A 23,309-nucleotide genomic window follows, 5' to 3' on the forward strand; every position below is an offset into this window, starting at 1 on the left:
CAAGGTTCTGGATGACCGCGACTGTACCGCCTGCCAAACCTGACGTCCGTGTGCCGCTGGATGCGGCTGGCAGTGCTTTGACGGCATCCGCCAGGGTACCGCTGCGCAAGCGCCTGTCCTTCAAGCAGGCGCGCAACACCGCCTTGCTGACGCTGGTGCTGGGCATGGTGCTGAGCACGGTGCAGATCGGCATCGACCTGCTGGATATGGAAAAGCAATCCGACCAGCTGGTGCAGCAGGTGCTGTCCACCCTGCGCGAACCGGCGGCGGAGGCCGCCTATTCCTTCGACCAGGCCCTGGCTGACCGGGTGGTGACCGGCCTGTTCGAATATCGCCCCGTCTATCGCGCCGTGATTTATGAGGATTTCGGCAACCAGCTGGCCTCGATGGAACGCCCCCAGGCGGAAGGTGGCCTGAAATGGCTGGCGGAGATGCTGTTGCCGATGGAGAAGACCTTCTCCATCCCGCTGGTCATTGAAAGGCATAACCAGAATGTCGGTGAATTGCGCGTCAGCATCGACCGGCTGCTGATCGCGCAGGAATTTTTCCGCCGCTCCGGCGTGGTGCTGGGCACCGGCATCATCTGGACCGTGACGCTGGCGCTGATTCTGGTGGTGATGTTCTATTCCACCATCACCAAGCCTTTCCTGCGCATGTCGTCGGCCATCGCCGCCATCGATCCGGCACGCCCCGCCGGTCGGCTGCTGACGGTGCCGGCACGGCACGAGGATGACGAGCTGGGCCTGCTGGCCAAGACGACGAATGAGCTGTTGACACAGTTCGACCAGTCGCTGGTGGAACGTGGCCGCGCTGTTCAGGCGCTGAAGGAGCGGGAAGCCCGCCTGTCCGGCATCATGGACAATGTGGCCGATGGCATCATCACCCTGGATGAGGATCTGCGCATTGAGACGATGAATGCCGCCGCCCAGGCCCTGTTTGACTATCCCCAGAAGGAGGCGCTGGGCCAGCCCTTCGTCACCCTGATCGAGGAGCGGGATTGGACACGGGTGGCCGTGGCCCTGGTGGCCTGTCTGCGGCGGGGGGATGAGGAACAGCGGCCCGACAACCGGGCCGAAATCCAGGGCCGCCGCAAGGGGGGTGAGGTCTTCGCCATGGCGTTCGGCGTCAGCCAGATGCGGCTGGGTGACCGCCGCACCGCCATCTGTGTGGTGCAGGACATTACCCAGCGCAAACGCGCCGAGCAGGCCCTGCGGGAGAGCGAGGAGCGGCTGAAACTGGCCGTGCGCGCCACCCGGTCGGGCGTGTTTGATAATAACTACGCCAAGGGCAGCTTCTGGTGGAGCCCGGAATTCATCGAGATGCTGGGCTATGACGCGGTGGACGCGCTTTATGCCAATAAGCTGTTCGATGGGCTGCTGCATCCCGACGATAAGGAAAATGCCCAGGCCCATATCGACCGCTATCTGAGCGGCGATGTCGGCGATTACCTGTCCATGTATCGGCTGCGCCACCGCGATGGCAGCTGGGTCTGGATCGAAGCGCGCGGCCAGGCCATCCGTGATGAGGCTGGCAAGCCGCTGCGCTTCACCGGCACCATGACCGATGTCAGCGACCGCAAGCGGTTTGAAGAACAGCTGATGTATGTCAGCACCCATGACCCGCTGACCGGTCTGCCCAACCGCACCCTGGTGCAGGACCGGTTGCAGCACGCGCTGGCCCATGCCGGGCGCAAGGGCACCACGGTGGCCGTGCTGCTGCTGGATATTGACCGGTTCAAGCTGGTTAATGACAGTCTGGGTCATCAGGCGGGTGACAAGCTGCTGCGTGCCCTGGCCCAGCGGCTGGGCGCCTGCGTGCGCGCCACCGATACGGTGGGGCGCCTCGGCGCCGACGAATTCCTGGTGGTGGCGGAGGATCTGTCCGATCCGCAGATGGCGGCCCGTGTGGCGGAAACCATCCTGGTCAGCCTGTCGCGCCCGTTCGGCATTGATGGCCAGCAGCTTTTCATCACCACCTCTATCGGGATCAGCCTGTTCCCCGGTGACGGGCAGGATTTCCATGCCCTGATGCGCGATGCCGATACGGCGATGCACACCTCCAAGGCAGCGGGCGGCAATGGCTATCGCTTCTTTACGCCGGAAATGAACGAGGCGGCGGTGGCCCGCCTGTCGTTGGAACATTCCCTGCGCGAGGCGTTGGACCAGGGCCAGTTCTTCCTGCATTACCAGCCCAAGATCGATATGGGGACCATGCAGGCCGTGGGCGTGGAAGCCCTGTTGCGCTGGCAGCACCCGGAAATCGGCATGATCCCACCCGGCAAGTTCATCCCCGTGGCGGAGGAAACCGGCCTGATCGTGCCCATCGGCGATTGGGTGATGCGCGCCGCCCTGGCGCAGATCCGCGACTGGCAGAGCCGGGGCTTTGCTCCCATCCCGGTGGCGGTGAATGTCTCCGTCCGCCAGATCGCCACGCCGCAATTTGGTGAACGGGTAATGGCGCTCTGCCAGGAATATGGCGTGCCGCCGGCCTTGCTGGAGATTGAGATTACCGAGACGGCGATGATGTCCAATCTCGCCTATATCGCTGATACGCTGACGGAGGTGCGCGACCGCGGCATCCGTATCGCCATTGATGATTTCGGCACCGGCTATTCCTCGCTCTCCTATCTGCGGCGCCTGCCCATCACCACGCTGAAGGTGGACCGCTCCTTCGTGAATGAGGCGCCGACCAATGCCGATACCGGCGCCATCGCCGCCACCATCATCGCCATGGGCCGCCAGCTGGGCCTGAAAGTGGTGGCAGAGGGGATCGAGACGGAAGAGCAGCTGGATTTCCTGCGCCGCCACCATTGCGACGAAATGCAGGGCTATTTCTTCTCCCGCCCGTTGCCGCCGGGCGACCTGGAAAGCCGCTTCCTGCGCACCGCGGTGGAACCGGCACCCGCCGGCTGAACCGGAATCGGCCTCTCATAACCCACCCCATATGGTGCTGGAAAAACGGCCTGAGAGGGTGTGCTATGATCCGCCTGGGTTCGATATGTGGAGGTGCAACATGACCGGAAATCTCTATGAGACGGATTTCTATGCATGGGCCAATGAACAGGCGGCTTTGCTGCGGGCTGGCAAGCTGGCGGCGGCCGACATCGAGCATATCGCCGAGGAAATCGAGAGCATGGGGAAGACCGAGAAGCGCGAGCTGGCAAACCGTCTCGTCGTCCTGCTCCTGCATCTGCTGAAATGGCAGTTCCAGCCCCTGCGGCGAAGCGCTTCCTGGGAGGCGACAATCCGGGTGCAGCGGCGTGACCTTGCTGTTCATCTGCAGGACAACCCCAGCCTTAAGGCCAAAGTGGGGGACGTTATTGAACAGGCCTATGGCAACGCCCTGATCCAGGCGGCGGCGGAAACCGGCCTGCTGGAGAAGACGTTCCCGGCTGAATGTCCCTGGTCCTTTGACCTGATCATGGATGCCGGTTTCTGGCCTGATCAGCATTGAGCGGGGTGGGGCCAACGGCCTTCCCCCTGCCGATCCCGGTCCCTCTCGGCCCGCCCCCTCCACCCGCCGATTCGCGCGAATCGGCGGGTGCGCAGGTTTCCCTATAGGTAAAATCTTGACGGAGACGTCACAATGATTTGCAGCGCAGCAATGCTGCGCTTGCGTAGGTTTGTGCGCGTTTTCTTCGCCGCCGCAAAATAAACGCCCGTTTGAATTCGTTGCTCAATCGTTGCGCAAACCCTTGGAAATGGCTGGAAATTTGTGTCCTTTTTGCCAAAGTCCGGATCAAACGCATCAGGCTTGCCGAAAGGCTGCATAGAAGCCTTGACGCCACCACATAGCACCCATAACAGTCGAATCTGAAATCCCCAGTCGACCGGAAGTGTCGGCGAGCCTGCCCAGAGCGGCGGGGAAAAAATATGTGGGAGGAGGTATCATGGCACGGAAATCCATGCCCAAGGCGCGTCTTGATCGTCGGATGCTGGCGGGCGCCAGTGCGGCGGCCCTGCTGGCCCCGCTGCTGATGGTGGGGAGTGCTGGTGCGGTCTCGTTCAACCGGGGCGATCTCAGCGGCAGTTTCGACACCACCTTGACCCTGGGCGCCCTGTTCCGTGTCCAGGATCGTGATCCTGATCTGATCGGTGTGGCCAATGGCGGGCGCGCCAATTCCATTAATAGCGATAATGGCAATCTGAATTACGGCAAGGGGCTGGTGTCACTGGCCGGCCGTGTCACCCATGAATTGAAGCTGAATTACGGCAATCTGGGTGCCTTCGTGCGCGGCACCTATTTCTATGACGTGGTGAATGCCAAGAAGTCGGGCAGCAGCTTCGGCCGCACCGGGCGCTTTGATCTCTCTTCCCAGGCGCAGGAGCGGGTGGGCCGCGACTTCGACCTGCTGGACGCCTTCGTCTATGGCAATTTCGCCGTGGGGGAGAGCAGCAATCTGGATATCCGCCTGGGCAACCAGGTGCTGAGCTGGGGTGAAAGCACCTTCATCCAGAACGGTATCAACACCATCAACCCGATTAATGTCTCGGCCCTGCGCGTGCCGGGGACGGAGTTGAAGGAAGGCTTCCTGCCGGTACCGATCGCCGACGTGAATTTCTCCTTCAATGAGAATTTCTCGCTGGAGGCCTTCTACCAGTTCAAATGGGACAAGACGGAGCCGGAAGCCGCTGGCTCCTTCTTCTCCACCAATGATTTCGCCTCACCCGGTGGCGATCATCTGTTCATCGGCTTCGGCAATTACCTGTTCAAGGACAGCCCGACCCAGGGTGCGGTGGCGGGCGGCAACGTCTTCCCGACCAATCTCTATCCCGATCCCAAGCTGAATGGCTTCCGCGGCGTGCAGTCGCTGACCCCGTTCGGCACCGTGGTGCCGCGCCTGGATGATGACAGGCCCAGCGACAGCGGCCAGTATGGTCTGGCGGCGCGCGTCTTCTCCGAAGGGCTGAACAACACGGAATTCGGTGCCTATTTCATCAATTATCACAGCCGCCTGCCGGTGCTGAGCGGCTTTGTCTCGCCCTATACCCAGTTCGTCAGCAATACCAGCCGCTTTACCGAGTTCAGCGGCTACCGGGCCGAATATCCTGAAGATATCAAGCTGTTCGGTGGCAGCTTCAACACCAACCTGTTCGGCATTTCCCTTCAGGGCGAGGTGAGCCTGCGCAAGGACCAGCCGCTGGCGCTGGATGATGTGGAACTGTTGCAGGCCACCCTGGCCGCCCCCACCATCATCGGCCTGATCAGCCAGGGTCAGACGGCGGGTAGCGCCTCCTTCGATGCTGCGGTGGCGCGGGCGGTTGCTTCCAACCCAGCACTGGCGCCGTTTACGGGCCGCACGTTTGAGCAGATTCAGGCGGCCAGCCCGGCGGTGGCGGGTGCCATCAGCTCCGGCATCGCTGCCGCTGCCGGCTCGCCGGGCGGTACGCGTGCCGCCTTCCAGACGGCCGGTGCCAACAGTGCCGCCCTGCAGGGGGCGGGTCTGTTCAACACCAACCAGGTGGTGAAAGATCTGGGCGGCATCAAAGGCAGCACTGCCGCTGCCATCAGCCAGGATCTGGTGAACAACTGGTTTGGCCGTCGTCTCCAGGGCTGGAAGGAACATGATGTTGTCCAGGCCCAGATGACCGCCACCAAGGCGTTCGAACGCGCCTTCGGGGCCGACCAGTGGGTGCTGGTCGGTGAAGTGGGCGGCACCTGGATCAAGGACATGCCGTCCAAGAGCGTGATGCGGTACGAGGGGCCGGGCACCTTCGTTGGCGGTAACCCCGCCTTCCTGGGCCGTGGCGGCATGGCCGATGTGTTGAGCGATGGTTTCGCCGATCCCTTCTCCTGGGGTTACCGCATCGCCGCGCGCTTCGATTATCTGAACGCATTCCCCGGCGTGAATCTCTATCCCAGCATCTCCTGGCAGCATGATGTGAATGGCACCACGCCGTCGCCGCTCAGCAATTTCGTGGAAGATCGCAAGGCGGTCAGCCTGGGTCTGCGCGCCGTGGTCCGCGAACAGATCACCCTGGATCTCAGCTATTCCAACTTCTTCGGGGCGGGGGCCTATAACCTGATCAACGATCGCGATTTCGTGTCCTTCAGCGTGAAATATTCGTTCTGACGTCTGACAACGATAAAAAGCGATCGAGGAGGAAACGCATGTTCTCTATCAAGACAGCTCTTCTGGGTGGTGTGATGGCCGTGGCGCTGGCGATGCCGGCGCTGGCCCAGTCTGCCAGTGATCTGGGTAAGACCCTGACGCCGTTGGGGGCCATTAAGGCGGCCAACGCCGATGGCACCATCCCGGAATGGACCGGCGGCATCACCAAGCCGCCTGCCGGCTGGACCCCGGGCACGATCGAGATCGATCCTTACGCCGATGACAAGGTGAAGTTCACCATCACGGCCGCCAACATGGCACAGTATGAGGATAAACTGCCGGACGGGTTGAAGGCCCTGCTGAAGCAATATCCCTCCTACAAGATGAACGTCTATCCCACGCGCCGAAGCGCGTCTTACCCCAAGCGCATCTATGATGAAACCATTGCCAACGCTACCCGCGCCAAGCTGGTGGATGGCGGCAATGGTGTGGAAGGCGCCAAGGAGGGCGTGCCCTTCCCCATTCCGAAAGAAGGCGTGGAGGCGGTGTGGAACCACCTGCTGCGCTATCGCGGGGAGGGGACGGAACGCATGGTCGGGCAGGTGAACCCGCAGACCGACGGTTCCTATACCCTGATCATGCTGCATGAACAGGTGAAATATCTCTATTCCGCCCCCGGCGGCACCACCAGCAACAACTCGCTCTATTTCCTGCAGGAAGTGACCAGCCCGGCCCGTCTGGCCGGCGAAATCCTGCTGGTGCATGAAACCATCAATCAGGTGAAGGAGCCGCGCTCGGCCTGGACTTACAATCCCGGTCAGCGCCGAGTGCGTCGCGCCCCCAATGTCGCCTATGACAATCCCGGCACGGCGTCAGACGGGCTGCGCACCACCGACAATTTCGACATCTTCTCCGGCGCGCCCGACCGCTATGACTGGAAGCTGGTCGGCCGTAAGGAAATGTATGTCCCGTACAATGCCTACAAGCTGCATTCCAAGGATGTGAAGTACGACGATATCGTCAAGCCGAACCATATCAACCAGGATCTGGCGCGCTATGAGCTGCACCGCGTCTGGGTGGTGGAAGCCACGCTGAAGGCCGGCACCAGCCACATCTATGCCAAGCGCCGCTTCTATATCGACGAGGATAGCTGGCAGATCGTGGTGGCCGATCATCTGGATGCACGCGGCCAGATGTGGCGCGTGGCGGAAAGCCACGGCATCAACTATTATTCGGTGCCGACCTACTGGTCGACGCTGGATGCGCTCTATGACCTCCAGTCCGGTCGCTACACCGCCATCGGCCTGGATAATCAGGAAGCCCCCTACAAGTTCGACGCCAAGTTCAGCGACGCTGACTTCTCGCCCGACAGCCTGCGCCGCGCCGGCGTCCGTTAAGGGCCACCCCGTGACGAAGGCCGGCCGGGGGCCAAACCCTCGGCCGGCTTTGGTGTCACTGGTGTCTGGAAATTATACTGGTTCGATATCTATCGGAACCGTTTACACTTCCGCTATTGGCACCCCCGACCTCACCCGACCGTTCTTGCTGCTGCCGAACAGGAAATCATGAGGTTCCCCTCCTCCGTCGCCCTTGCCGCGCTGCTGCTGTTTCCCCTTGCCGGGCCGGCTGCTGCGGCGGAAACCCTGCCCGCCGGGCTGAAGCCGGCTGTCATCGCCCCGCTCGCTGTGCATTCCTTGATGCTGGGGGCAACCCGCGCCGGCGACCGGCTGGTTGCTGTCGGGGAACGCGGCCATATCCTGCTGTCTGATGATCAGGGGGCCAACTGGCGCCAGGTGCCGGTGCCGGTGAATGCTGCCTTGACCGGGGTCAGCTTCATTGATGCCAAACAGGGCTGGGCCGTGGGCCATGATGCGGTGATCCTGCATACGGCCGATGGCGGGGAAAGCTGGACCTTGCAGCAGGCAGACCCGGCACTGGAACAGCCCCTGCTGGATGTGCTGTTCACTGATGCCCAGCACGGTATCGCCGTGGGTGCCTATGGGCTCTATCTGGAAACCGCCGATGGCGGTAAAAGCTGGACCCCCCGCAAGGTCAGTGAGGATGATTTCCACTTCAACGCCATCCTGGCACCGACGCCGGAAACCAGGCTGCTGGTGGGGGAGGCGGGGACGCTGTTCTTTTCCGGCGATGCCGGTGCCACCTGGAACCGGCTGGAAAGCCCCTATGATGGTTCCTTCTTCGATGCCCTTGTCCTGGGGCCGCAAAGCTTCCTGATCTATGGGCTGCAGGGCAATATCTTCCGCACGGATGACGCCGGCGCCAGCTGGGTGAAGGTGGAAAGCGGCACCACGGCCGGGCTGATGGGCGGGGCGCTGCTGGCCGATGGCAGCATCATGCTGGTGGGGGCGCAGGGCGCGGTGCTGACCAGCCGCGATGGCGGCCGCAGCTTTACCACCACGAAACGCGCCGACCGCGTGGCGCTCGCCGATATCGTCCAGGCGGCCGATGGCCGTGTCATTCTTCTCGGGGAGGCGGGGCCGTTGCCGGCCGCCCCCTGATCCTGCGCGCGGCCCCCCTTGCCGGGCCGCCCGACCCGATATTCCGTATGAAGGCCCGCACCCATGTCGCAGTCGCCCTCCTTCGCCTCCCGGCTTGAATATTGGACCTTCCGCCATCGCGGGCTGGTGCTGGTGATCTTCGCCCTGCTGACCCTGTTCATGGGCTGGCAGGGGGCGAAGCTGCGCGTTGACGCGGGGTTTGAAAAGACCTTGCCGCTCGAACATCCTTACATGCAGACTTTTTCCAAGCATATGAAGGAGTTCGGTGGCGCCAACCGTGTGCTGGTGGCCCTGTCGGTGAAGGAAGGCGATATCTATACGCCGGAATTCATGACCCGGCTGAAGCAGGTGACGGATGCCGTGTTCTTCGTGCCCGGCGTGGACCGGGCCAGCGTCACCAGCCTGTTCACCCCCAATGTCCGCTTCATCGAAATTGTTGAGGATGGTTTTGCCGGCGGCAATGTCATCCCGGCGGAATTCCAGCCCAATGCCGAATGGCTGCCGATTGTCCGCGAGAATGTGCTGAAATCCGGCCAGGTCGGCCGGCTGGTGGCGGAAGATTTTACCGCCGCCTTGGTCAGTGTGCAGCTGGTGGAAACTGACCCGCGCACCGGTGCCAAGCTGGATTACATGGCGGTGGCCAAGCAGCTGGAAGAGATCCGCGCCAAGTATGAAGATGGCAAGATCCAGGTGCATATTATCGGCTTTGCCAAGGGGATGGGCGATATTGCCGATGGTGCCAAAAGCGTGGTGATGTTCTTCGCCATCGCCTTTGTCATCACGGCCGTGCTGGTCTATGGCTATGGCAAAAGCTGGATGATGACCTTTGCCATGCTGGGTATTTCGCTCTGCACGGTGATCTGGCAGTTCGGCCTGTTGGTGATTCTGGGCTATGGCATTGATCCGCTGTCCATTCTGGTGCCGTTCCTGGTGTTTGCGATTGCCATTTCGCACGGCGTGCAGAATGTCGGCACCATCACCCAGGAAATCGGCAAGGGGGCGGATGCCGCCACGGCGGCACGCATCAGCTTTGAACGGCTGCTGATCCCCGGCGCCTCGGCCCTGGTGACCGATGCGCTGGCCTTCGTCACCATCGCCATCATCCAGATCCGCATGATCCAGGAACTGGCGGTGTCGGCCTCGGTCGGCATGTTGATCATCATCATCACCCATCTCTGGGTGTTGCCGGTGGTGCTGTCCTTCCTGCCGCTGGGCGACAAGTATCGCGCCCGCGTCTCGGGTCAGGTGGGGCGGTTCGACAAGGTATGGGCTTGGTTCGCCGTGTTCGCCCGGCCCAAGGGCGCCATTGTCATGGTGGTGATCGGGCTGGTGGTGCTGGGTATTTCCTGGCGGGCGCAGGAAAACATGATTGTCGGCGATACGGAGGCCGGTGTGCCGGAACTCTGGCCCGACAGCCGTTATAACCGCGATGCCCAGTTAATCGTCGACCGGTTCGCCATCGGCGTGGATATCATCCAGATCATCGCCGAAACGCATGAGAATGGCTGTATCGACTATAATGTCATCAAACAGGTGGATGATTTCACCTGGGCCATGACCAATGTGCCGGGCGTGCAATCCACCATGTCCATGGCCACCGCCATGAAGACGGTGAATGCCGGCTGGAATGAAGGCAATCTGAACTGGCGGGTGCTGCCGCGCAACAGCCAGGTACTGGTGCGCACGGTGACGCCGATTGAAACCTCCACCGGGCTGCTGAACTCCAACTGCTCCGTCATGCCGGTGATGGTGTTCACCAAGGATCACAAGGCGGCGACCATCCAGGGCATTGTCGATGCGGTGGAGGCCTATAACAAGGCCAACCCGTCCGACAGCGTGCAGTTCAAGCTGGCCACCGGCAATGTCGGCGTGATGGCCGCCACGAACGAGGCGGTGATGTCGGCGGAAAAGCCGATGCTGCTGCTGGTTTACGCCACCGTGGTGCTGTTCTGCGTCATCACCTTCCGGTCGCTGGTCGGCTCGCTGGCCACGGTGCTGCCGCTGATCGTGGTGTCGATCCTGTGCAACGCTATGATGACCTGGCTGGGCATCGGGCTGAAAATTTCCACCCTGCCGGCGGCGGCGCTGGGCGTGGGCATCGGCGTGGATTACGGCCTTTATATTTTCAACCGGCTGCAAAGCTATCTGAAGCATGGCCTGAGCTTCGCCGACGCCTATTACCGTACCTTGCAGGAAACCGGCAGTTCGGTTCTGTTCACCGGCCTGACGCTGGCGGTGGGCACGGCCACCTGGACCTTCTCTGACCTGAAGTTCCAGGCGGATATGGGCGTGTTGCTGACCTTCATCTTCCTGGCCAACATGATCGGGGCGGTGGTGCTGTTGCCCGCCGTGGCGGCCTTGCTGTACCGCCTGTTCCCGAAACTGTTCGAAGCGGAAGTACGCCGCGCCTCGAAGCGGACCTTCGCCGTGCACTGAGAATAAAAAAAGGGGCCGCGACGTTCAGCTGTCGCGGCCCCTTTTCATGTCCGGGGTCCAGGGGCCTCGCGGCCCCTGGGGTTGTAATCCTTAAAATCCAACCTTCACCCGCGCCGTGAAGGCATGGTCGGTGGCCCGGCCCCCCTCCACCCGGCCATCATAGCCAATCGACACCATCACATTATCCGCCGCCATGCCGGCAGCCTGCAGGCCCACGGCCAGCCGGTCGCGCTTGCCGGCCCCGGCCTCACCCGTCACCAGTTCCCGGTTGGCGAAGCGGCCGGTGATCAGGCGCCCGTCATTGGCGAATTCATGCTCATAGGCGACGCGCAGTTGCGGCACGATGGCATGGCCAGCCGCACTCAGCTGTACGCCCAGGCTGCTGACCAGGCTTTCGGCATTCCAATCATCCCAGGTCAGGGCCAGCGGGCCGCCGCCATTTTCGGCATAGCCTTCGATCCGGGTCTTGGCATAGCGCAGCCCCAGGAAGGGGCCGGCGGTGAAGCCGCCCAGATTGGGGGCATAGCCGACGGTACCGCCGCCGCCGAAGGTGGTGCCCTTGGTGTCACCGCCTGCCACCGGATAGGGGCTGAACTTGGTCACCCGGTCCAGATCATAGCGGTCAAAGCTGAAAGACATATAGCCATCCAGCCACAGCGCATCGGCCGCCGCCGTCACATAGGTGGTGATGTTGTAGGCCTTGCCATTGATGCGGGCCAGATTCTCATCCGTGGTCAGGTCGGCCTTGCCATAGGAGAAGGCGAGGCCGGCCACCACGTGATCATCGACCTGATAATCGGCGCCGATGCCGACATTGAACCCATCATAATCATAGCCATAACGCCCGGTGGAGCCCTTGCGCTCACCATCCAGATAGGCGCCGAAGGTGTAGAGCCCGTAACGGCCATCGGTGCCGGCCTGAGCGCTGGTCATATTGACCGAGCCCTGGCCGGTGCGGACGCCGGCCATGCGGGAGCCAACGCCCTGGTTGGCCAGATCAAACAGGCGCTGCGCCAGTTCGGTGGCGACATTATTGGCGGCCGGCGCCTCGTAATTGGCGGACAGGGTGCCTTCGACAAACTGCGCCACCACGGCATGGGCCGCCTGGGTCGGGTGCAGGGCGTCGAAAAAGACAGTACCGGCCGTGGCGGCGCTGGTGTCGCAGGCACCCGTGGCCATCAGCACACCCCGGGGCCCCAAGGGGGCGTAGCAGGGAATAGTGGTATTGGCGAAGCCATAGGCCGCTGGCCGGGCCAGCATATCGCGGAACAGACTGTTGATGTCGACAATGGCAGCGTTGGCCCCCTGGGCCCGCAGACTGGTGGCCACCCCGGAAATCGCGGTGGCATGGAGATCAGACAGGGTATTGGCCGATGCCTTGGCCTCAGCCGATAGGCCAGCGCTCAACGGGATATTACCCAATGGTGGCAGGTTCATCAGAATAAAGTTCTTTGCACCGGCCGCTTGCAACCGCCCCGCCTGCGTGGCGACGGCGGTGGCCGTGGCGCTGATGGCCGTCTGGGCGGCGGCGGGGTTGACGGTCATTTCGCCCATGACAGCAATATAATCATTGCCGCCGATCCAGATGCCGACCAGCCTGTCCGCCGGGATGGTGCTGTTGGTCGCCAGATAGGCGGAGACCTGCGCCGTCAGGTCGATGGGGGTGTTGCGGGTGGCGCGGGCGCCACCATAGGCGCGGCTGTTCAGCGTGGTGCCAGTATTGGCGGCATAGGTTTCCGCCCAGACGGGGCCATTGCTGAACCGGCCATTGACATAGGGGCCGCCGGGGCGCGCCGTCGGGTCGAGATTCTTCAGATTGTCGGTATCGCTGAGGCTGTCGCCGAAGACCAGCAGCGAGGAATAATCCAGCGACTGCGCCAATGCGGGGGCCGTCATGGCGCAAGACAGAAGGGCAGCCAGAGCGGTGCCGCCCAGCAGACGGGTATTCATCAATATATCCTCCCAGCGCCGGGCAGCTTGGATGCGCCCGTTTGTGACAGTTCAACGCTACGCAGCTTCGTTGTCGCAGGGAAGGGGGTGACGTAACGGAAGGTGTGGGTTTTCCGAATGATTTCCGTTACCTGATACCTTGCGGCCACAAAGGCCGCTTCCCATGTGCAGGGAACGCCGATCCGGCGTGTTGCATTGGGGGAAATACCATGCTGGTTGTGACCACCGATCAGATCGAAGGTCATCCGGTTCGCCAATATCTGGGCCTGGTAACGGGTGAGGCGATCCTGGGTGTCAATGTCTTCAAGGATTTCTTTGCCGGCATTACCGATATTGTCGGTGGCCGGTCCGGTGCCTATCAATCGGCGCTGCGCGATGCCCGCGAACATGCGCTGGCCGACCTGATCGACGCCGCCCAGCGCCTGGGGGCCGATGCCGTGGTGGGCGTGGATATGGATTACGAGGTGCTGGGCCGGGAAAATGGCATGTTGATGGTGTCCATCAACGGCACGGCGGTGAAGCTGAGCTGAACGCCACTCGCTTTCCGGTCACCTGCCGTCCCGGGTCGTCGGGACGGCAGGCCCGGGTCTGTCAGCGACCGACCAGTCGCCAACCGTCATTGCCCTTTATAAAGGCCTGTTCGGTTGTCTGTTCATTTTCGCCCATCATGGGTATTTTCATTTTAATGGTGAAGGCGCACACCACAGCGGTCGAATCCTGCCTTTCCTTACATTGGTGCTTGGTCAACCCAAGGATTTCAACCTTCTGACCGGTCAGCCCACCCAGCAGGCCATTCACTCCCTGGGTTTGCTGTTCAAAGGCCTGGCGTATCTCCGCCTCCGACGGTTCAGACCCGCCGCAAGCTGTAAGCGCCAGGCTGAACAAGGCCAGCGGCATTAATTTCTTCTGCAAGGTTCGATCCGTCCCGATAGTGACCCTTGTGAAGTTTAATCTGCGGCCTTTCGGATTGTAAAGCGCCTGCCCGTTGGTGGTGTTCTCCCCCTTTTGGGGCGGGGATTAACTCGGATGCCTCGTTTATCGGGTTGTTCATCTCTGTATTTTTATATCGCAACAGGATTGGAGTGGATCGCAGCAAAGCGGAAGCGCTTTGGAGCGTGAGTCCGCTCGCTGAACAAGGACTGAGAGCCGGGCGCGTTTCCGGTTAAACGCGCCCGGCTCTAACGCCCTGGTGCGAGAGGTTGGAATGGATTTTGCTACCCGTTCAGCGGTGATCACCCGCGCTGACAGCTTATTCCAGGTTCTTGACAGTCATCCGGAAACGGAAGGCATCGGGGTTGTCGTTATTGCAGATCGGACATTGTTCTGGCTGCGGCCTGTGGGCGCTGACGGGTCTTATCTGGTCATTGAAATCAGGGATAATCCCCTTTCTTTCGCTGGATTGCCACCAGCGACCCTATCCCGCTTTCAGGCAATGCCGCGCGATGCCGGCCTGAAGGCGCAACAGGCTCTGGCAGAACAAGAAAGCCGCCCAGCACCTGCACCGAAAAAGCCAAGCTTTGACAGCCCCCGCTCGGCCACGACATCGCCGGCGATGGAATGGCTTGGCTTGGGGCTGAACTGTGGTGGCGCGGTATTGGCCTGGGTGGGGGTGGTGACCACGGGGGCACTAACCCCTATTACTGGTGGGTTGTCCGCTTTTGCCTCTCTCGCTCTTTGGACCGGGGCAGTCTCGTCAACAATGCAATGTGCTGTTTCTACGTATCGGGTTGGAAATTTGTTGAGGGATAGAGATGATATTAATGCATCTTTAGATAATAATTCGAATTATATAATGGCTATGTATGGTTTGGACGGAATTGGATTGATTACAGCAGGCGGAGCTGTTGTTGAGGCTGTTCGTGTAAACTCAAAATTAACAAAAGTGGGATCCGGCCTTTTTAAGGGTGCCTCACAAAGTTTTTCCCGTCGTCAGAGGCTTCATTTAACAACTGAGCTTGGGTTGAAGGGTGTGCGGCGTGCTCCGGCGGAAGCTATAAATAAAATTATAAAGAAACAAGTCATGGATACAATTGGTGCTGCGGTCGGGATTGTGGGAAGTTCCAGCAGTGGAATTGTAAAAGATATTATCATATGGGTTGTAAGTCCTCATTATGATGAAAACACAGGGAGTGAAAATTAATCATGACTAAAATTGATAGAGAGAAATCATTATATTGGCAAAAATTGCGGAAAGATAAAATATCTGCTGCTGCCTGTGGTTTAATGTATGTTTCTGTTATACTTGCAACAGTATCTTGGGGTGGGCTTTTGGTTGATGGTAGTCATATGCAAATGAGGGGTAATCCAGTTTACTGGCTGGTGATGATGCCCGGTGCTATTTGGTTGATTGGCTTAATGAATTACAGTAAATGGTCTGTAAAATTGATGATTCCAATGATGGTGATTTTACCGTTAATGTGTTTTTTTTCTTTTGTTTACGAAAGAAAAAAATATATTTTCGAAATCTCGAATGGAAGATTAATCGTATTCGCAATTTCCACTATTCTGTCAGCTCTTGCTTATATTTTATATCGCCGCAGCATGCTCTATCGTGAAGGCCCATTCAATGGCCAACCGTAATAGCCCATCAAAATAACTATCTTTCGCCGCTCAATATTCAGTTGGCATCCCCCATTGGCCGCCGCACTATCGGCGGCCAATGGGGGATATCCTTACTTGGTGGCCTGTTCCAGATAGGCGATCAGGTCGGCGCGGTCTTCCGGGTTGGGCACGCCGGGGAAGGCCATCTTGTTGCCGGGCAGGAAGGCCTGCGGCTTGGTCAGCCACTGGTCCAGCTTGTCCTGGCTCCAGACAAAATCCGCCTTCTTCAGCGCGTCGGAATAGGCAAAGCCTTCAATGCTGGCGGTGTGACGGCCGAACAGGCCGTGCAGCGGCGGACCAACCTTCTTGGGTGCGTTGGCCTCCACCGCGTGGCAGACCTTGCAGCGGGCGAAGACCTTTTCACCCTTGGCCGGGTCACCGGCGGCCTGGGCGGCGGTGATGCCGGCGGTCAGGGCCAGGGCGGTGGTCAAGGCAGTGATCATCATGCGGGCGGGGGTACGCATAGGGATTAGGCTCCATTCTTATTGAAGCGCTATTTTATCCCGCGTTATCTCTGCCCGGTCAATGCGACCAAGAGCGCGTATCGTATTCCCGCCTAAGTACTTATGCCAACCCGCTTAAAGCTTGACCTTTAGGCGGGTTGGCGGCTGGTGACGGGTTCTGATCACGGTAAATCGGTATTATTTGGGTCGGCCCTTGGTCCAGGTGGCATTGGCGGCAAACAAAGGCACTGTGCTGATGGACATCTTGGCCGAGGCGTCCTTCACCTGCCGGCTATAGACGACATAGATCAGCGTATCGTTCGACTTGTCATAGATGCGGCGCACGGCGATCGACTTGAAGATCAGGCTCTTGCGTTCAGAGAACACCTCCTCCCCCCGCTTGGAGAGATTGATCTCCCCCACCGTGACCGGTCCGGTCTGCCGGCAGGCGATGGAGGCGTTGGAGGGGTCTTCGAACCAGTTTCCCTTGGACAGCCGGTCGATCAGCGACCGGTCGAAATCCACGATATGGCAGGTCACCCCCTGCACGGCGGGGTCGGCGAAGGCCGTTACCTTCAGGCCATTGCCGGTCCAGTCATTACTGAATTCCCCCACATCCTCCTGCGCGGCGGCAGGCAGGGCGGCGGCAAGCGAGAGGGCGAGGCAGGCAGCGGACAGCAGCGGGCGGATGGACATGGTGCAGATGACCTCGAAAGCCGGGGGACGGCGCAGGCTACGCCGCTGCCCGTGACGGAGCAATGCCAGTATCCCATGATTTGATGGAACCAGCGGCGCAACCTGATGCGGGCTGGCGCGTTGTCACCCCAGCATTGTCATGGGGGATCAGGAACAGGCATGGTGGATCGGGCGGGGATGACGCGGGCCCTGGCGGCCCGCACGGCACCGGCTACGCGCGGATCGGAACAGGTACGCCGGTTGCAAACCTGGCTGCTGGGCGGGCTGTTGGCCCTGGCGCTGATGTATACGCTCTATTTTGCCCGCGACATCCTGCTGCCGGTATGTCTGGCGGTGCTGCTGGCCCTGCTGCTGCGCCCCCTGGTGCGGCTGCTGCACCGGCTGCGCCTGCCGGAACCGCTGGGGGCCGCCCTGGTACTGCTGCTGGCATTGGGGGCCTTGGGGGCGGGGGCCGGCAGCGTGGCCGACCCCGCCGTCGGCTGGGTGGAACGGGCGCCGCAGGTGATGGAGACATTGCAGGTGCGGATGTCCGGGCTGGAACGCACGCTGGCCCCGGCCCGGCAAGCCACGGAGCGGCTGCAGCGCATGACCAGGACAGAGGCCAACCAGCGCGAAGTGGTGATGCGCGGGCCGGCGCTGGCCGATATCATTCTGGGCAAGGCGCAGAACTTCGTGGCCCAGGGGCTGGGGGTGGTGGCGCTGACCTATTTCTTCCTGGCCTTTGGCAAACAGTCGCTGCGGGCGGTGCTGACCTCCCTGCCAAGGCGGGATGACCGGCTGCATGTCTCCGACATTGTGCAGACGGTGCAGGTCAATATCACCGCCTATCTGGCCACCATTACCCTGATCAATGCTGTGCTGGCCCTGGTGACGGCCGGCATCATGTGGATGCTGGGCGTGCCCAGCCCGCTGCTCTGGGGGGCGATGGCGGGGCTGTTCAACTTCATCCCCTATCTGGGGCCGGCCGCCACCACTTTGGTGCTGTTCGCCGTGGGTGTGGTCAGTTTTGATAACTGGACGCAATCGTTACTGCCCGCCCTCTGCTTCGTCGCCGTTACCGCAGTAGAGGGCAATTTCCTGACACCGATGATAGTCGGCCGCCGGCTGACCCTGAACCCGATCTTCGTCTTTGCCACGGTGCTGTTCTGGGGCTGGCTCTGGGGCATTGCCGGGGCTTTGCTGGCCGTACCGATCCTGGCCGTCACCAAGATCCTGTGCGATGCCACCCCGCCCTTGCGCACCGTGGGCGCGCTGTTGGGCGGGATGCCGCGCGAGGGAGAGGTTAAACCCTTATAGAAAATCGGCCTTTCGCGGTTGCGAAACCCTGGTGCGCCTCCCCTGTATACCCCATATTGGTGGATGGGTTCATCCAGGGGGGAAATATGGAAGCCACCATCTTCGCCAGCATCGTTGCCATCTTCGGCATTCTGGTGGCCTGGGCCGGTATCAAGACGGTACCGCAGGGCCAGGAATTCACGGTGGAGCGGTTCGGCCGCTATACGCACACGCTGCGCCCCGGCCTGCATTTCATCGTGCCCTTCATCGACCGCATCGGCGCGAAGATGAACATGATGGAAACCGTGCTGGATGTGCCCAGCCAGGAGATCATCACCAAGGATAATGCCATGGTGAAGGTCGATGGCGTCGTCTTCTTCCAGGTGCTGGACGCGGCCCGCGCGTCCTATGAGGTGAACCAGCTGCAGCTGGCCATCCTGAACCTGACCATGACCAATATCCGCACCGTCATGGGTTCCATGGACCTGGACGAGTTGCTGTCCCAGCGCGACCGCATCAACGGCCAGCTGTTGCACGTGGTCGATGAAGCCACCCAGCCCTGGGGCGTGAAGGTGACGCGCATCGAAATCCGCGACATCCAGCCGCCGCGCGATCTGGTGGACAGCATGGCCCGCCAGATGAAGGCTGAACGCGACCGCCGCGCCCTGATCCTGGAGGCGGAAGGCGCCCGCCAATCCGCCATTCTGAAGGCGGAGGGCCAGAAACAGGCCGCCATCCTGGAAGCCGAGGGTCGGCGCGAAGCCGCCTTCCGCGATGCCGAGGCCCGCGAACGCGAGGCCCAGGCGGAGGCGGAAGCCACCCGCATGGTGTCCGACGCCATCTCGTCAGGCAATGTCCAGGCGATCAATTACTTCGTGGCCCAGCAATATCTGACCACCTTCAAGGAATTCGCCCACAGCCCCAACCAGAAAATCCTGATGATGCCGGTGGAGGCGACGGGCATCATCAGCACCCTGGGCGGCCTGTCGGAACTGGCGCGCGAAGCCTTTGCGCCCAAGGACGGTTCCGCTGCGCCCAAGCCGCCGGCCCCGCCCAGCCGTCCGGCGGCCCGCCCCAACCCGCCGCCCTCGCCCTGGGGCGACAACAATGGCGGCAGCGCCACCTGATCGGGGGAGGAACCGCCATGGAAGAGCCCTATCTGCATTTCTGGCACTGGTGGGCCCTGGCACTGCTGCTGGGCGGGCTGGAAATGTTCCTGCCCGGTGCTGCCTTTCTCTGGGTCGGCGGGGCCGCTGCCCTGACCGGGCTGGTCGTCTTTGTGGCGCCCGGTCTGGCGGAAAGCGTGCAGCTGATGCTGTTCGGTGCCCTGGCCGTGGTGGCCTTCCTGGCCTCCCGCCGCTTTGCCCGGCCGGACGCGCCGGATGATGGCAACAGCACGCTGAACCGCCGGGGGGAACAATATCTCGGCCAATGGCTGGTGCTGGAAACCCCGTTGAGCAATGGCCATGGCCGGGCCCGGCTGGGGGACAGCAGCTGGCCGGTGCTGGGTGATGGCGAGCTGCCGGCCGGCACAAAGGTAAAGGTGGTGGGGATCGACGGTGTCAATTTGCGGGTGGCGACAGAGTAATCATTTGTTAACCATCCCAAATTCTTGATCTTGACTGAAGGATTACATATCCTTTTGTTCACATGATACAGCCGCTCTGTTGCGTTTATAATAAATGCGATGCAACGGAGCGGCCCATGTTCAACGCGGAAAACTATGTCGATCCCTTGGGCAGCGCGGCGCAGATTGCGCCCAGTCTGCTGCGCGACCCGCTGACCGGGATGCATAACAAGCACGGTTTCGTGGCGCTGGGGAATCGGTATCTGCCCGGTATGCTGGCCCGGGGGGAGAAACCCCGCGTCATCTATATGGAATTGCGGAATTACGAAGGGCTGCTGTCCCGGCTGGATTATCCGCAGGTGGTTGAGCTGCTGAACGCTGTGCGCGAACGGATGGAATCCGTGTTCGGCACGGAGGCCTTGCTGGCCCGTTTCGACAGTGAGCGCTTTGCCGCCCTGGTGGATTACCGCGACCCCGATCTGACCGGGCTGATGGCGGCGCTGGAAACGCCGGTGCGGATCGGCGGCCTGTCGCTGCGCCTGGACGCGACCTTGGGCGTGGCGGGTTATCCCGACGGTGCCGACAATATGGACATGCTGGTGATCGCCGCCCGCAGCGCCCGCCAGGAAGCGGTGGATTGGGGCCGCACCGTCGGTTTTTTCGCCCAGGATTTGCGCCAGCGGCTGGCCCGCCGCCGCGCCATAGAGGATGCGCTCTGGGCCTGCAGCGAGGGCGCCGGCCTCTCCGTCGCCTATCAGCCGAAAATCCATATCCGGCAAGGGCATCTGGCAGGGGTGGAAGCGCTGATGCGCTGGAACCATCCGGAGCTGGGGCGGCTGTCGCCCTGTGAATTCATCCCCATTGCCGAACGCACCCGCACCATCGGCCTGATCGGTGAATGGCTGACGCGGGAAGCCCTGGGCCAGGCCCGCCGCTGGCGTGACCAGGGGCTGGACATCACCATGGCCATCAATGCCTCTCCCCAACAGCTGGCCCTGCCGCTGGAAGGCGACCCGCACAGCCTGCCCCTGCAGGACATCCTGAGCGATGCGGCGGCCCAGCTGGGGCTGGACCGGCAGCTGATCGAGGTGGAAATCACCGAGGGCATGTTGACCGACGCCCATGCCATGCAGGCCATCCAGTCGGTCGCCCGGGCCGGTTTCGGCATCGCCATCGATGATTTCGGCCGTGACCATTCCGCCCTGTCCCTGCTGGTGGACAGCCCGGCCCGTACCTTGAAGATCGACCGGGGCTTTGTCATCGGCGTGCTGGGCAATGAACGCCAGATGGCGGTCATCCGCTTCATCGTGCAGCTGGCACAGCGGCTGGGCATGTCCACCGTGGTGGAGGGGGTGGAGACGATCCATCAGCTGGTGGCGCTGGCCGATGCCGGCTGCGATTACTGCCAGGGCTATTTCTATTACCGCCCGCTGACGGCGGAACAGGTGCTGACCCTGCGGCATCGGCAATAGGCCTTTAGGGGTGTCACAATACCAAGCTGCGATGAGTTCTCCTCATCGCAGCTTGGTACGGCGGCGACCGTCGCCGCGCCGCACGTGCGGCGTAGCCAAGCCAGCGGATGCTGGCGCCGGCGATTGAGGGGCATGAAAAGCAGCGCCGCCATTGTGCAAAGGCGAACGGTTTGCCATGATCCGCGCCGGGGCGGGGATGTTCGCCGTCCCCTTGCCGGAATTCGCAGACAAGCATGGCTGCCAGCGCCGAGATCGAAGACCTGCCCCCGCGCGCCACCCCCGGGGGACGCGCGGAAAACGCCCATCCACCCGTCGATCTGGGCGGGCGGTGCGAGATCATGCCCGCATCCCCCCTGCCGGGACTGGATTCGCCAGGGGGGGCCGCCTATACCGCCCGCATCAATCGCGACCGCAAGACTGACTATTTCGCCATCGTCACCGACCGGCCGGTACCGGCCCGCATTGATATGATGAGCAGCTTTCGCTCCATCGATAATCCGGTGGTGCTGCGCCTGCTGGATTGGGGCACGGTGGAATGGACGCCGGAGGGGCGGCGGCGTTTCGTGCTGGTCTATGAACGGCCGGGCGGGCGGCGGGTGATGAACACCCTGGCGGATATGCGGGAGCCGTTCAGCGACGATCAGATCGTGCGCGGGCTGATGCCCACGTTGCTCTATGCTCTGCGGGAAATGAATGCCCGGGGCATGACCTGCGGCGCCATCCGCCCGACCAACCTGTTCTTCAAGGAGCCGAGTTCGGGTGTGGTGATGCTGGGCGACTGCCTTTCCACCCCCGCCGGCTATGGTCAGCCGGTCCTGCTGGAAACCATTGAGCGCTCCCTGGCCCAGCCGTCCGGTCGTGGACCGGGGACGATTGGCGATGATCTCTATGCCTTGGGCGTCACCCTGCTGGTGCTGCATCTGGGCCGCACGCCGTTGCCCGATATGGATGATGACACCATCCTGCGCCTGAAGATGGACAAGGGTACCTATCCGGCGTTGACCGGGCATCTGCGCCTGCCACAGGGGCTGCTGGAGCCCTTGCGCGGCCTGATGACGGATGATCCCAAGCAGCGCTGGACCCTGTCGGACCTGGATCTTTGGCTGCAAGGCCGGCGCCTGTCGCCCAAACAGCCCCAGGTGCCGCGCCGGGGTGCCCGGCCCTTTGAATTCCAGGGGGAGCAGCTGATGCATTGCCGCTCCCTGGCCCATGCGCTGGCCCGCAACAGTGCCGCCGCTGCCCCGCTGATCGAACGGGGGGATGTGGAAAAATGGGTACGCCGCGCCGTAGGCGATGAGACGCGGGCGGAGTTGGTGCAGACGGCCATCACCTCCGCCTCTGTTGGTGGCCGCAACGCCACCCAGGAAGACAAGCTGGTCGCCCGTGTCACCACGGCGCTGGACCCCGTCTCCCCCATCCGCTATCGCGGCGTAGCCGTCATGCCCGATGGGTTGGGCCCCGCCCTGGCGGAGGCCGTCTGGCAGAATACCAGCATCCAGCCCTATGCCGAGCTGGTGCTGTCGCAGCTGCCCATGTTCTGGGTGAATTGCCAAAGCGATTTCCGCCCCGAATATGTACCGCTGATCCAGTCCTTCGACGGGTTCCGGGCCCTGCTGGAACATGTCGGCATGGGGTTCGGGATCGAGCGCATCCTGTATGAGCTGTGCCCCGCCTGCCCCTGCCTGTCGCCTTCCATCCGCGATTATTATGCGCTGACCCCGGCCGAGCTGTTGAGCGCGCTGGACCATCTGGCCACCAAGCCGTCGCGGGGCCGCGACCCGGTGGATCGCCATGTCATCGGCTTCATCACCACCCATCACAAAAAGCTGAATGACCGGCTGTTGAACCCGCTGGCCGGCCAGCAGGATCCGGCCCGGCGGATGATCGCCATCATCAGCATCCTCGCCGATGTACAGGACCGGTTCGGCCCGGCGCGGCTGCCCAATCTCTGCGGCTGGCTGGTCAGCCTGATGGACCCGGTGTTCAAACGCTTCAAGAACCGTGAAAGGCGGGAGCGGATGAAGGCGGAGGTGACGCAGGCGGCCCGTGAAGGCGTGCTGGAAGCCCTGGTCCGTATCGTTGACAATATCGAGGCTATTCGCGCCGATGATAAAGGTTTCCTGACCGCGATGCGGCAATATGAAAACCTGACCCGGCAAATCGAACAGCTGAAATCCGGTGCCTATGTTCGTTCCGATGCCGCCGATCATGCGGGCAAGCAGGTGGCGGCCATCGTCACCTCCGTCATTGCCGGGCTGACCCTGATCGGCACCATCATCTTCATGCTGAAAGGGTAAG

Annotated in this window: 18 protein-coding genes; 14 read left to right on the forward strand and 4 right to left on the reverse strand. The window is 61.9% G+C overall.

Annotated elements, in window-relative coordinates:
- Positions 1 to 11 precede the first annotated feature (11 nt).
- The 6 genes from PCJ49_RS11645 to PCJ49_RS11670 all read left to right on the forward strand — a co-directional run bounded on the left by PCJ49_RS11645 (position 12) and on the right by PCJ49_RS11670 (position 11,007).
- Positions 12 to 2,912: an EAL domain-containing protein gene (locus tag PCJ49_RS11645; protein WP_269911080.1), complete on the forward strand. Its 2,901-nt coding sequence runs from the start codon at positions 12 to 14 to the stop codon at positions 2,910 to 2,912.
- A 100-nt stretch (positions 2,913 to 3,012) separates the two neighbouring features.
- Positions 3,013 to 3,453: a DUF29 domain-containing protein gene (locus tag PCJ49_RS11650; RefSeq protein ID WP_089286179.1), complete on the forward strand. Its 441-nt coding sequence runs from the start codon at positions 3,013 to 3,015 to the stop codon at positions 3,451 to 3,453.
- 436 nt (positions 3,454 to 3,889) lie between these two features.
- Positions 3,890 to 6,073: a DUF1302 domain-containing protein gene (locus tag PCJ49_RS11655; protein WP_269911081.1), complete on the forward strand. Its 2,184-nt coding sequence runs from the start codon at positions 3,890 to 3,892 to the stop codon at positions 6,071 to 6,073.
- 38 nt (positions 6,074 to 6,111) lie between these two features.
- Positions 6,112 to 7,449 (forward strand): DUF1329 domain-containing protein, encoded by a 1,338-nt coding sequence (locus PCJ49_RS11660; RefSeq protein WP_269911082.1) that lies wholly within the window; start codon positions 6,112 to 6,114, stop codon positions 7,447 to 7,449.
- 168 nt (positions 7,450 to 7,617) lie between these two features.
- The gene (locus PCJ49_RS11665) at positions 7,618 to 8,571 is read left to right on the forward strand and encodes a YCF48-related protein (RefSeq protein ID WP_269911083.1); all 954 of its coding nucleotides are present in this window, start codon (positions 7,618 to 7,620) and stop codon (positions 8,569 to 8,571) included.
- 63 nt (positions 8,572 to 8,634) lie between these two features.
- On the forward strand, positions 8,635 to 11,007 hold the full coding sequence (locus tag PCJ49_RS11670; protein WP_269911084.1) for an MMPL family transporter: 2,373 nt from the start codon (positions 8,635 to 8,637) through the stop codon (positions 11,005 to 11,007).
- Positions 11,008 to 11,097: 90 nt separating this feature from the next.
- On the opposite strand, the gene PCJ49_RS11675 is transcribed toward PCJ49_RS11670, so the two are convergent.
- Entirely contained in the window at positions 11,098 to 12,957 is a 1,860-nt protein-coding gene (locus PCJ49_RS11675; RefSeq protein ID WP_269911085.1) for an autotransporter domain-containing protein, read from the reverse strand.
- Between the two features lie 209 nt (positions 12,958 to 13,166).
- Here PCJ49_RS11675 and PCJ49_RS11680 point away from each other — a divergent pair, with 209 nt between their 5' ends.
- Positions 13,167 to 13,487: a heavy metal-binding domain-containing protein gene (locus tag PCJ49_RS11680; RefSeq protein WP_089286185.1), complete on the forward strand. Its 321-nt coding sequence runs from the start codon at positions 13,167 to 13,169 to the stop codon at positions 13,485 to 13,487.
- Positions 13,488 to 13,548: 61 nt separating this feature from the next.
- Here the strand turns inward: PCJ49_RS11680 and PCJ49_RS11685 are convergent, their stop codons facing one another.
- Positions 13,549 to 13,854, reverse strand: a complete 306-nt coding sequence (locus tag PCJ49_RS11685; protein ID WP_269911086.1) for a hypothetical protein — start codon at positions 13,852 to 13,854, stop codon at positions 13,549 to 13,551.
- Between the two features lie 307 nt (positions 13,855 to 14,161).
- Here PCJ49_RS11685 and PCJ49_RS11690 point away from each other — a divergent pair, with 307 nt between their 5' ends.
- Entirely contained in the window at positions 14,162 to 15,097 is a 936-nt protein-coding gene (locus PCJ49_RS11690) for a hypothetical protein (protein WP_269911087.1), read from the forward strand.
- A 2-nt stretch (positions 15,098 to 15,099) separates the two neighbouring features.
- Positions 15,100 to 15,537: a hypothetical protein gene (locus PCJ49_RS11695; RefSeq protein WP_269911088.1), complete on the forward strand. Its 438-nt coding sequence runs from the start codon at positions 15,100 to 15,102 to the stop codon at positions 15,535 to 15,537.
- A gap of 92 nt (positions 15,538 to 15,629) precedes the next feature.
- On the opposite strand, the gene PCJ49_RS11700 is transcribed toward PCJ49_RS11695, so the two are convergent.
- Together PCJ49_RS11700 and PCJ49_RS11705 are read right to left on the reverse strand one after the other, a co-directional pair.
- Positions 15,630 to 16,022: a cytochrome c family protein gene (locus PCJ49_RS11700; protein ID WP_244559341.1), complete on the reverse strand. Its 393-nt coding sequence runs from the start codon at positions 16,020 to 16,022 to the stop codon at positions 15,630 to 15,632.
- 177 nt (positions 16,023 to 16,199) lie between these two features.
- Positions 16,200 to 16,697, reverse strand: coding sequence for a CreA family protein (locus PCJ49_RS11705; RefSeq protein ID WP_269911089.1), 498 nt, complete (start codon positions 16,695 to 16,697; stop codon positions 16,200 to 16,202).
- Between the two features lie 159 nt (positions 16,698 to 16,856).
- On the opposite strand from PCJ49_RS11705, the gene PCJ49_RS11710 reads away from it, so the two are divergent.
- The 5 genes from PCJ49_RS11710 (at position 16,857) to PCJ49_RS11730 (ending at position 23,308) form a co-directional block, all read left to right on the forward strand.
- Positions 16,857 to 17,993, forward strand: a complete 1,137-nt coding sequence (locus tag PCJ49_RS11710; protein ID WP_269911090.1) for an AI-2E family transporter — start codon at positions 16,857 to 16,859, stop codon at positions 17,991 to 17,993.
- Between the two features lie 86 nt (positions 17,994 to 18,079).
- Positions 18,080 to 19,099: an SPFH domain-containing protein gene (locus PCJ49_RS11715; RefSeq protein WP_269911091.1), complete on the forward strand. Its 1,020-nt coding sequence runs from the start codon at positions 18,080 to 18,082 to the stop codon at positions 19,097 to 19,099.
- Between the two features lie 17 nt (positions 19,100 to 19,116).
- The gene (locus tag PCJ49_RS11720; protein WP_269911092.1) at positions 19,117 to 19,560 is read left to right on the forward strand and encodes an NfeD family protein; all 444 of its coding nucleotides are present in this window, start codon (positions 19,117 to 19,119) and stop codon (positions 19,558 to 19,560) included.
- A gap of 116 nt (positions 19,561 to 19,676) precedes the next feature.
- The gene (locus PCJ49_RS11725) at positions 19,677 to 21,011 is read left to right on the forward strand and encodes a GGDEF domain-containing phosphodiesterase (protein WP_269911093.1); all 1,335 of its coding nucleotides are present in this window, start codon (positions 19,677 to 19,679) and stop codon (positions 21,009 to 21,011) included.
- Positions 21,012 to 21,244: 233 nt separating this feature from the next.
- The gene (locus PCJ49_RS11730; protein ID WP_269911094.1) at positions 21,245 to 23,308 is read left to right on the forward strand and encodes a serine/threonine protein kinase; all 2,064 of its coding nucleotides are present in this window, start codon (positions 21,245 to 21,247) and stop codon (positions 23,306 to 23,308) included.
- Position 23,309 lies beyond the last annotated feature (1 nt).

Origin of the sequence: Niveispirillum sp. BGYR6, from assembly GCF_027568365.1 — a bacterium.
Classification (GTDB): Bacteria; Pseudomonadota; Alphaproteobacteria; order Azospirillales; family Azospirillaceae; genus Niveispirillum.

What these genes read in the sequence shown, in the direction of transcription:
- PCJ49_RS11720 (WP_269911092.1), top strand. Translation starts at nt 19,117, where the DNA reads ATGGAAGAGCCCTATCTGCATTTCTGGCACTGGTGGGCCCTGGCACTG.
- PCJ49_RS11655 (WP_269911081.1), top strand. Translation starts at nt 3,890, where the DNA reads ATGGCACGGAAATCCATGCCCAAGGCGCGTCTTGATCGTCGGATGCTG.
- PCJ49_RS11710 (WP_269911090.1), top strand. Translation starts at nt 16,857, where the DNA reads ATGGTGGATCGGGCGGGGATGACGCGGGCCCTGGCGGCCCGCACGGCA.
- PCJ49_RS11650 (WP_089286179.1), top strand. Translation starts at nt 3,013, where the DNA reads ATGACCGGAAATCTCTATGAGACGGATTTCTATGCATGGGCCAATGAA.
- PCJ49_RS11645 (WP_269911080.1), top strand. Translation starts at nt 12, where the DNA reads ATGACCGCGACTGTACCGCCTGCCAAACCTGACGTCCGTGTGCCGCTG.
- PCJ49_RS11695 (WP_269911088.1), top strand. Translation starts at nt 15,100, where the DNA reads ATGACTAAAATTGATAGAGAGAAATCATTATATTGGCAAAAATTGCGG.
- PCJ49_RS11665 (WP_269911083.1), top strand. Translation starts at nt 7,618, where the DNA reads ATGAGGTTCCCCTCCTCCGTCGCCCTTGCCGCGCTGCTGCTGTTTCCC.
- PCJ49_RS11730 (WP_269911094.1), top strand. Translation starts at nt 21,245, where the DNA reads ATGGCTGCCAGCGCCGAGATCGAAGACCTGCCCCCGCGCGCCACCCCC.
- PCJ49_RS11685 (WP_269911086.1), bottom strand. Translation starts at nt 13,854, where the DNA reads ATGCCGCTGGCCTTGTTCAGCCTGGCGCTTACAGCTTGCGGCGGGTCT.
- PCJ49_RS11680 (WP_089286185.1), top strand. Translation starts at nt 13,167, where the DNA reads ATGCTGGTTGTGACCACCGATCAGATCGAAGGTCATCCGGTTCGCCAA.
- PCJ49_RS11690 (WP_269911087.1), top strand. Translation starts at nt 14,162, where the DNA reads ATGGATTTTGCTACCCGTTCAGCGGTGATCACCCGCGCTGACAGCTTA.
- PCJ49_RS11705 (WP_269911089.1), bottom strand. Translation starts at nt 16,697, where the DNA reads ATGTCCATCCGCCCGCTGCTGTCCGCTGCCTGCCTCGCCCTCTCGCTT.
- PCJ49_RS11660 (WP_269911082.1), top strand. Translation starts at nt 6,112, where the DNA reads ATGTTCTCTATCAAGACAGCTCTTCTGGGTGGTGTGATGGCCGTGGCG.
- PCJ49_RS11700 (WP_244559341.1), bottom strand. Translation starts at nt 16,022, where the DNA reads ATGCGTACCCCCGCCCGCATGATGATCACTGCCTTGACCACCGCCCTG.
- PCJ49_RS11725 (WP_269911093.1), top strand. Translation starts at nt 19,677, where the DNA reads ATGTTCAACGCGGAAAACTATGTCGATCCCTTGGGCAGCGCGGCGCAG.
- PCJ49_RS11675 (WP_269911085.1), bottom strand. Translation starts at nt 12,957, where the DNA reads ATGAATACCCGTCTGCTGGGCGGCACCGCTCTGGCTGCCCTTCTGTCT.
- PCJ49_RS11715 (WP_269911091.1), top strand. Translation starts at nt 18,080, where the DNA reads ATGGAAGCCACCATCTTCGCCAGCATCGTTGCCATCTTCGGCATTCTG.
- PCJ49_RS11670 (WP_269911084.1), top strand. Translation starts at nt 8,635, where the DNA reads ATGTCGCAGTCGCCCTCCTTCGCCTCCCGGCTTGAATATTGGACCTTC.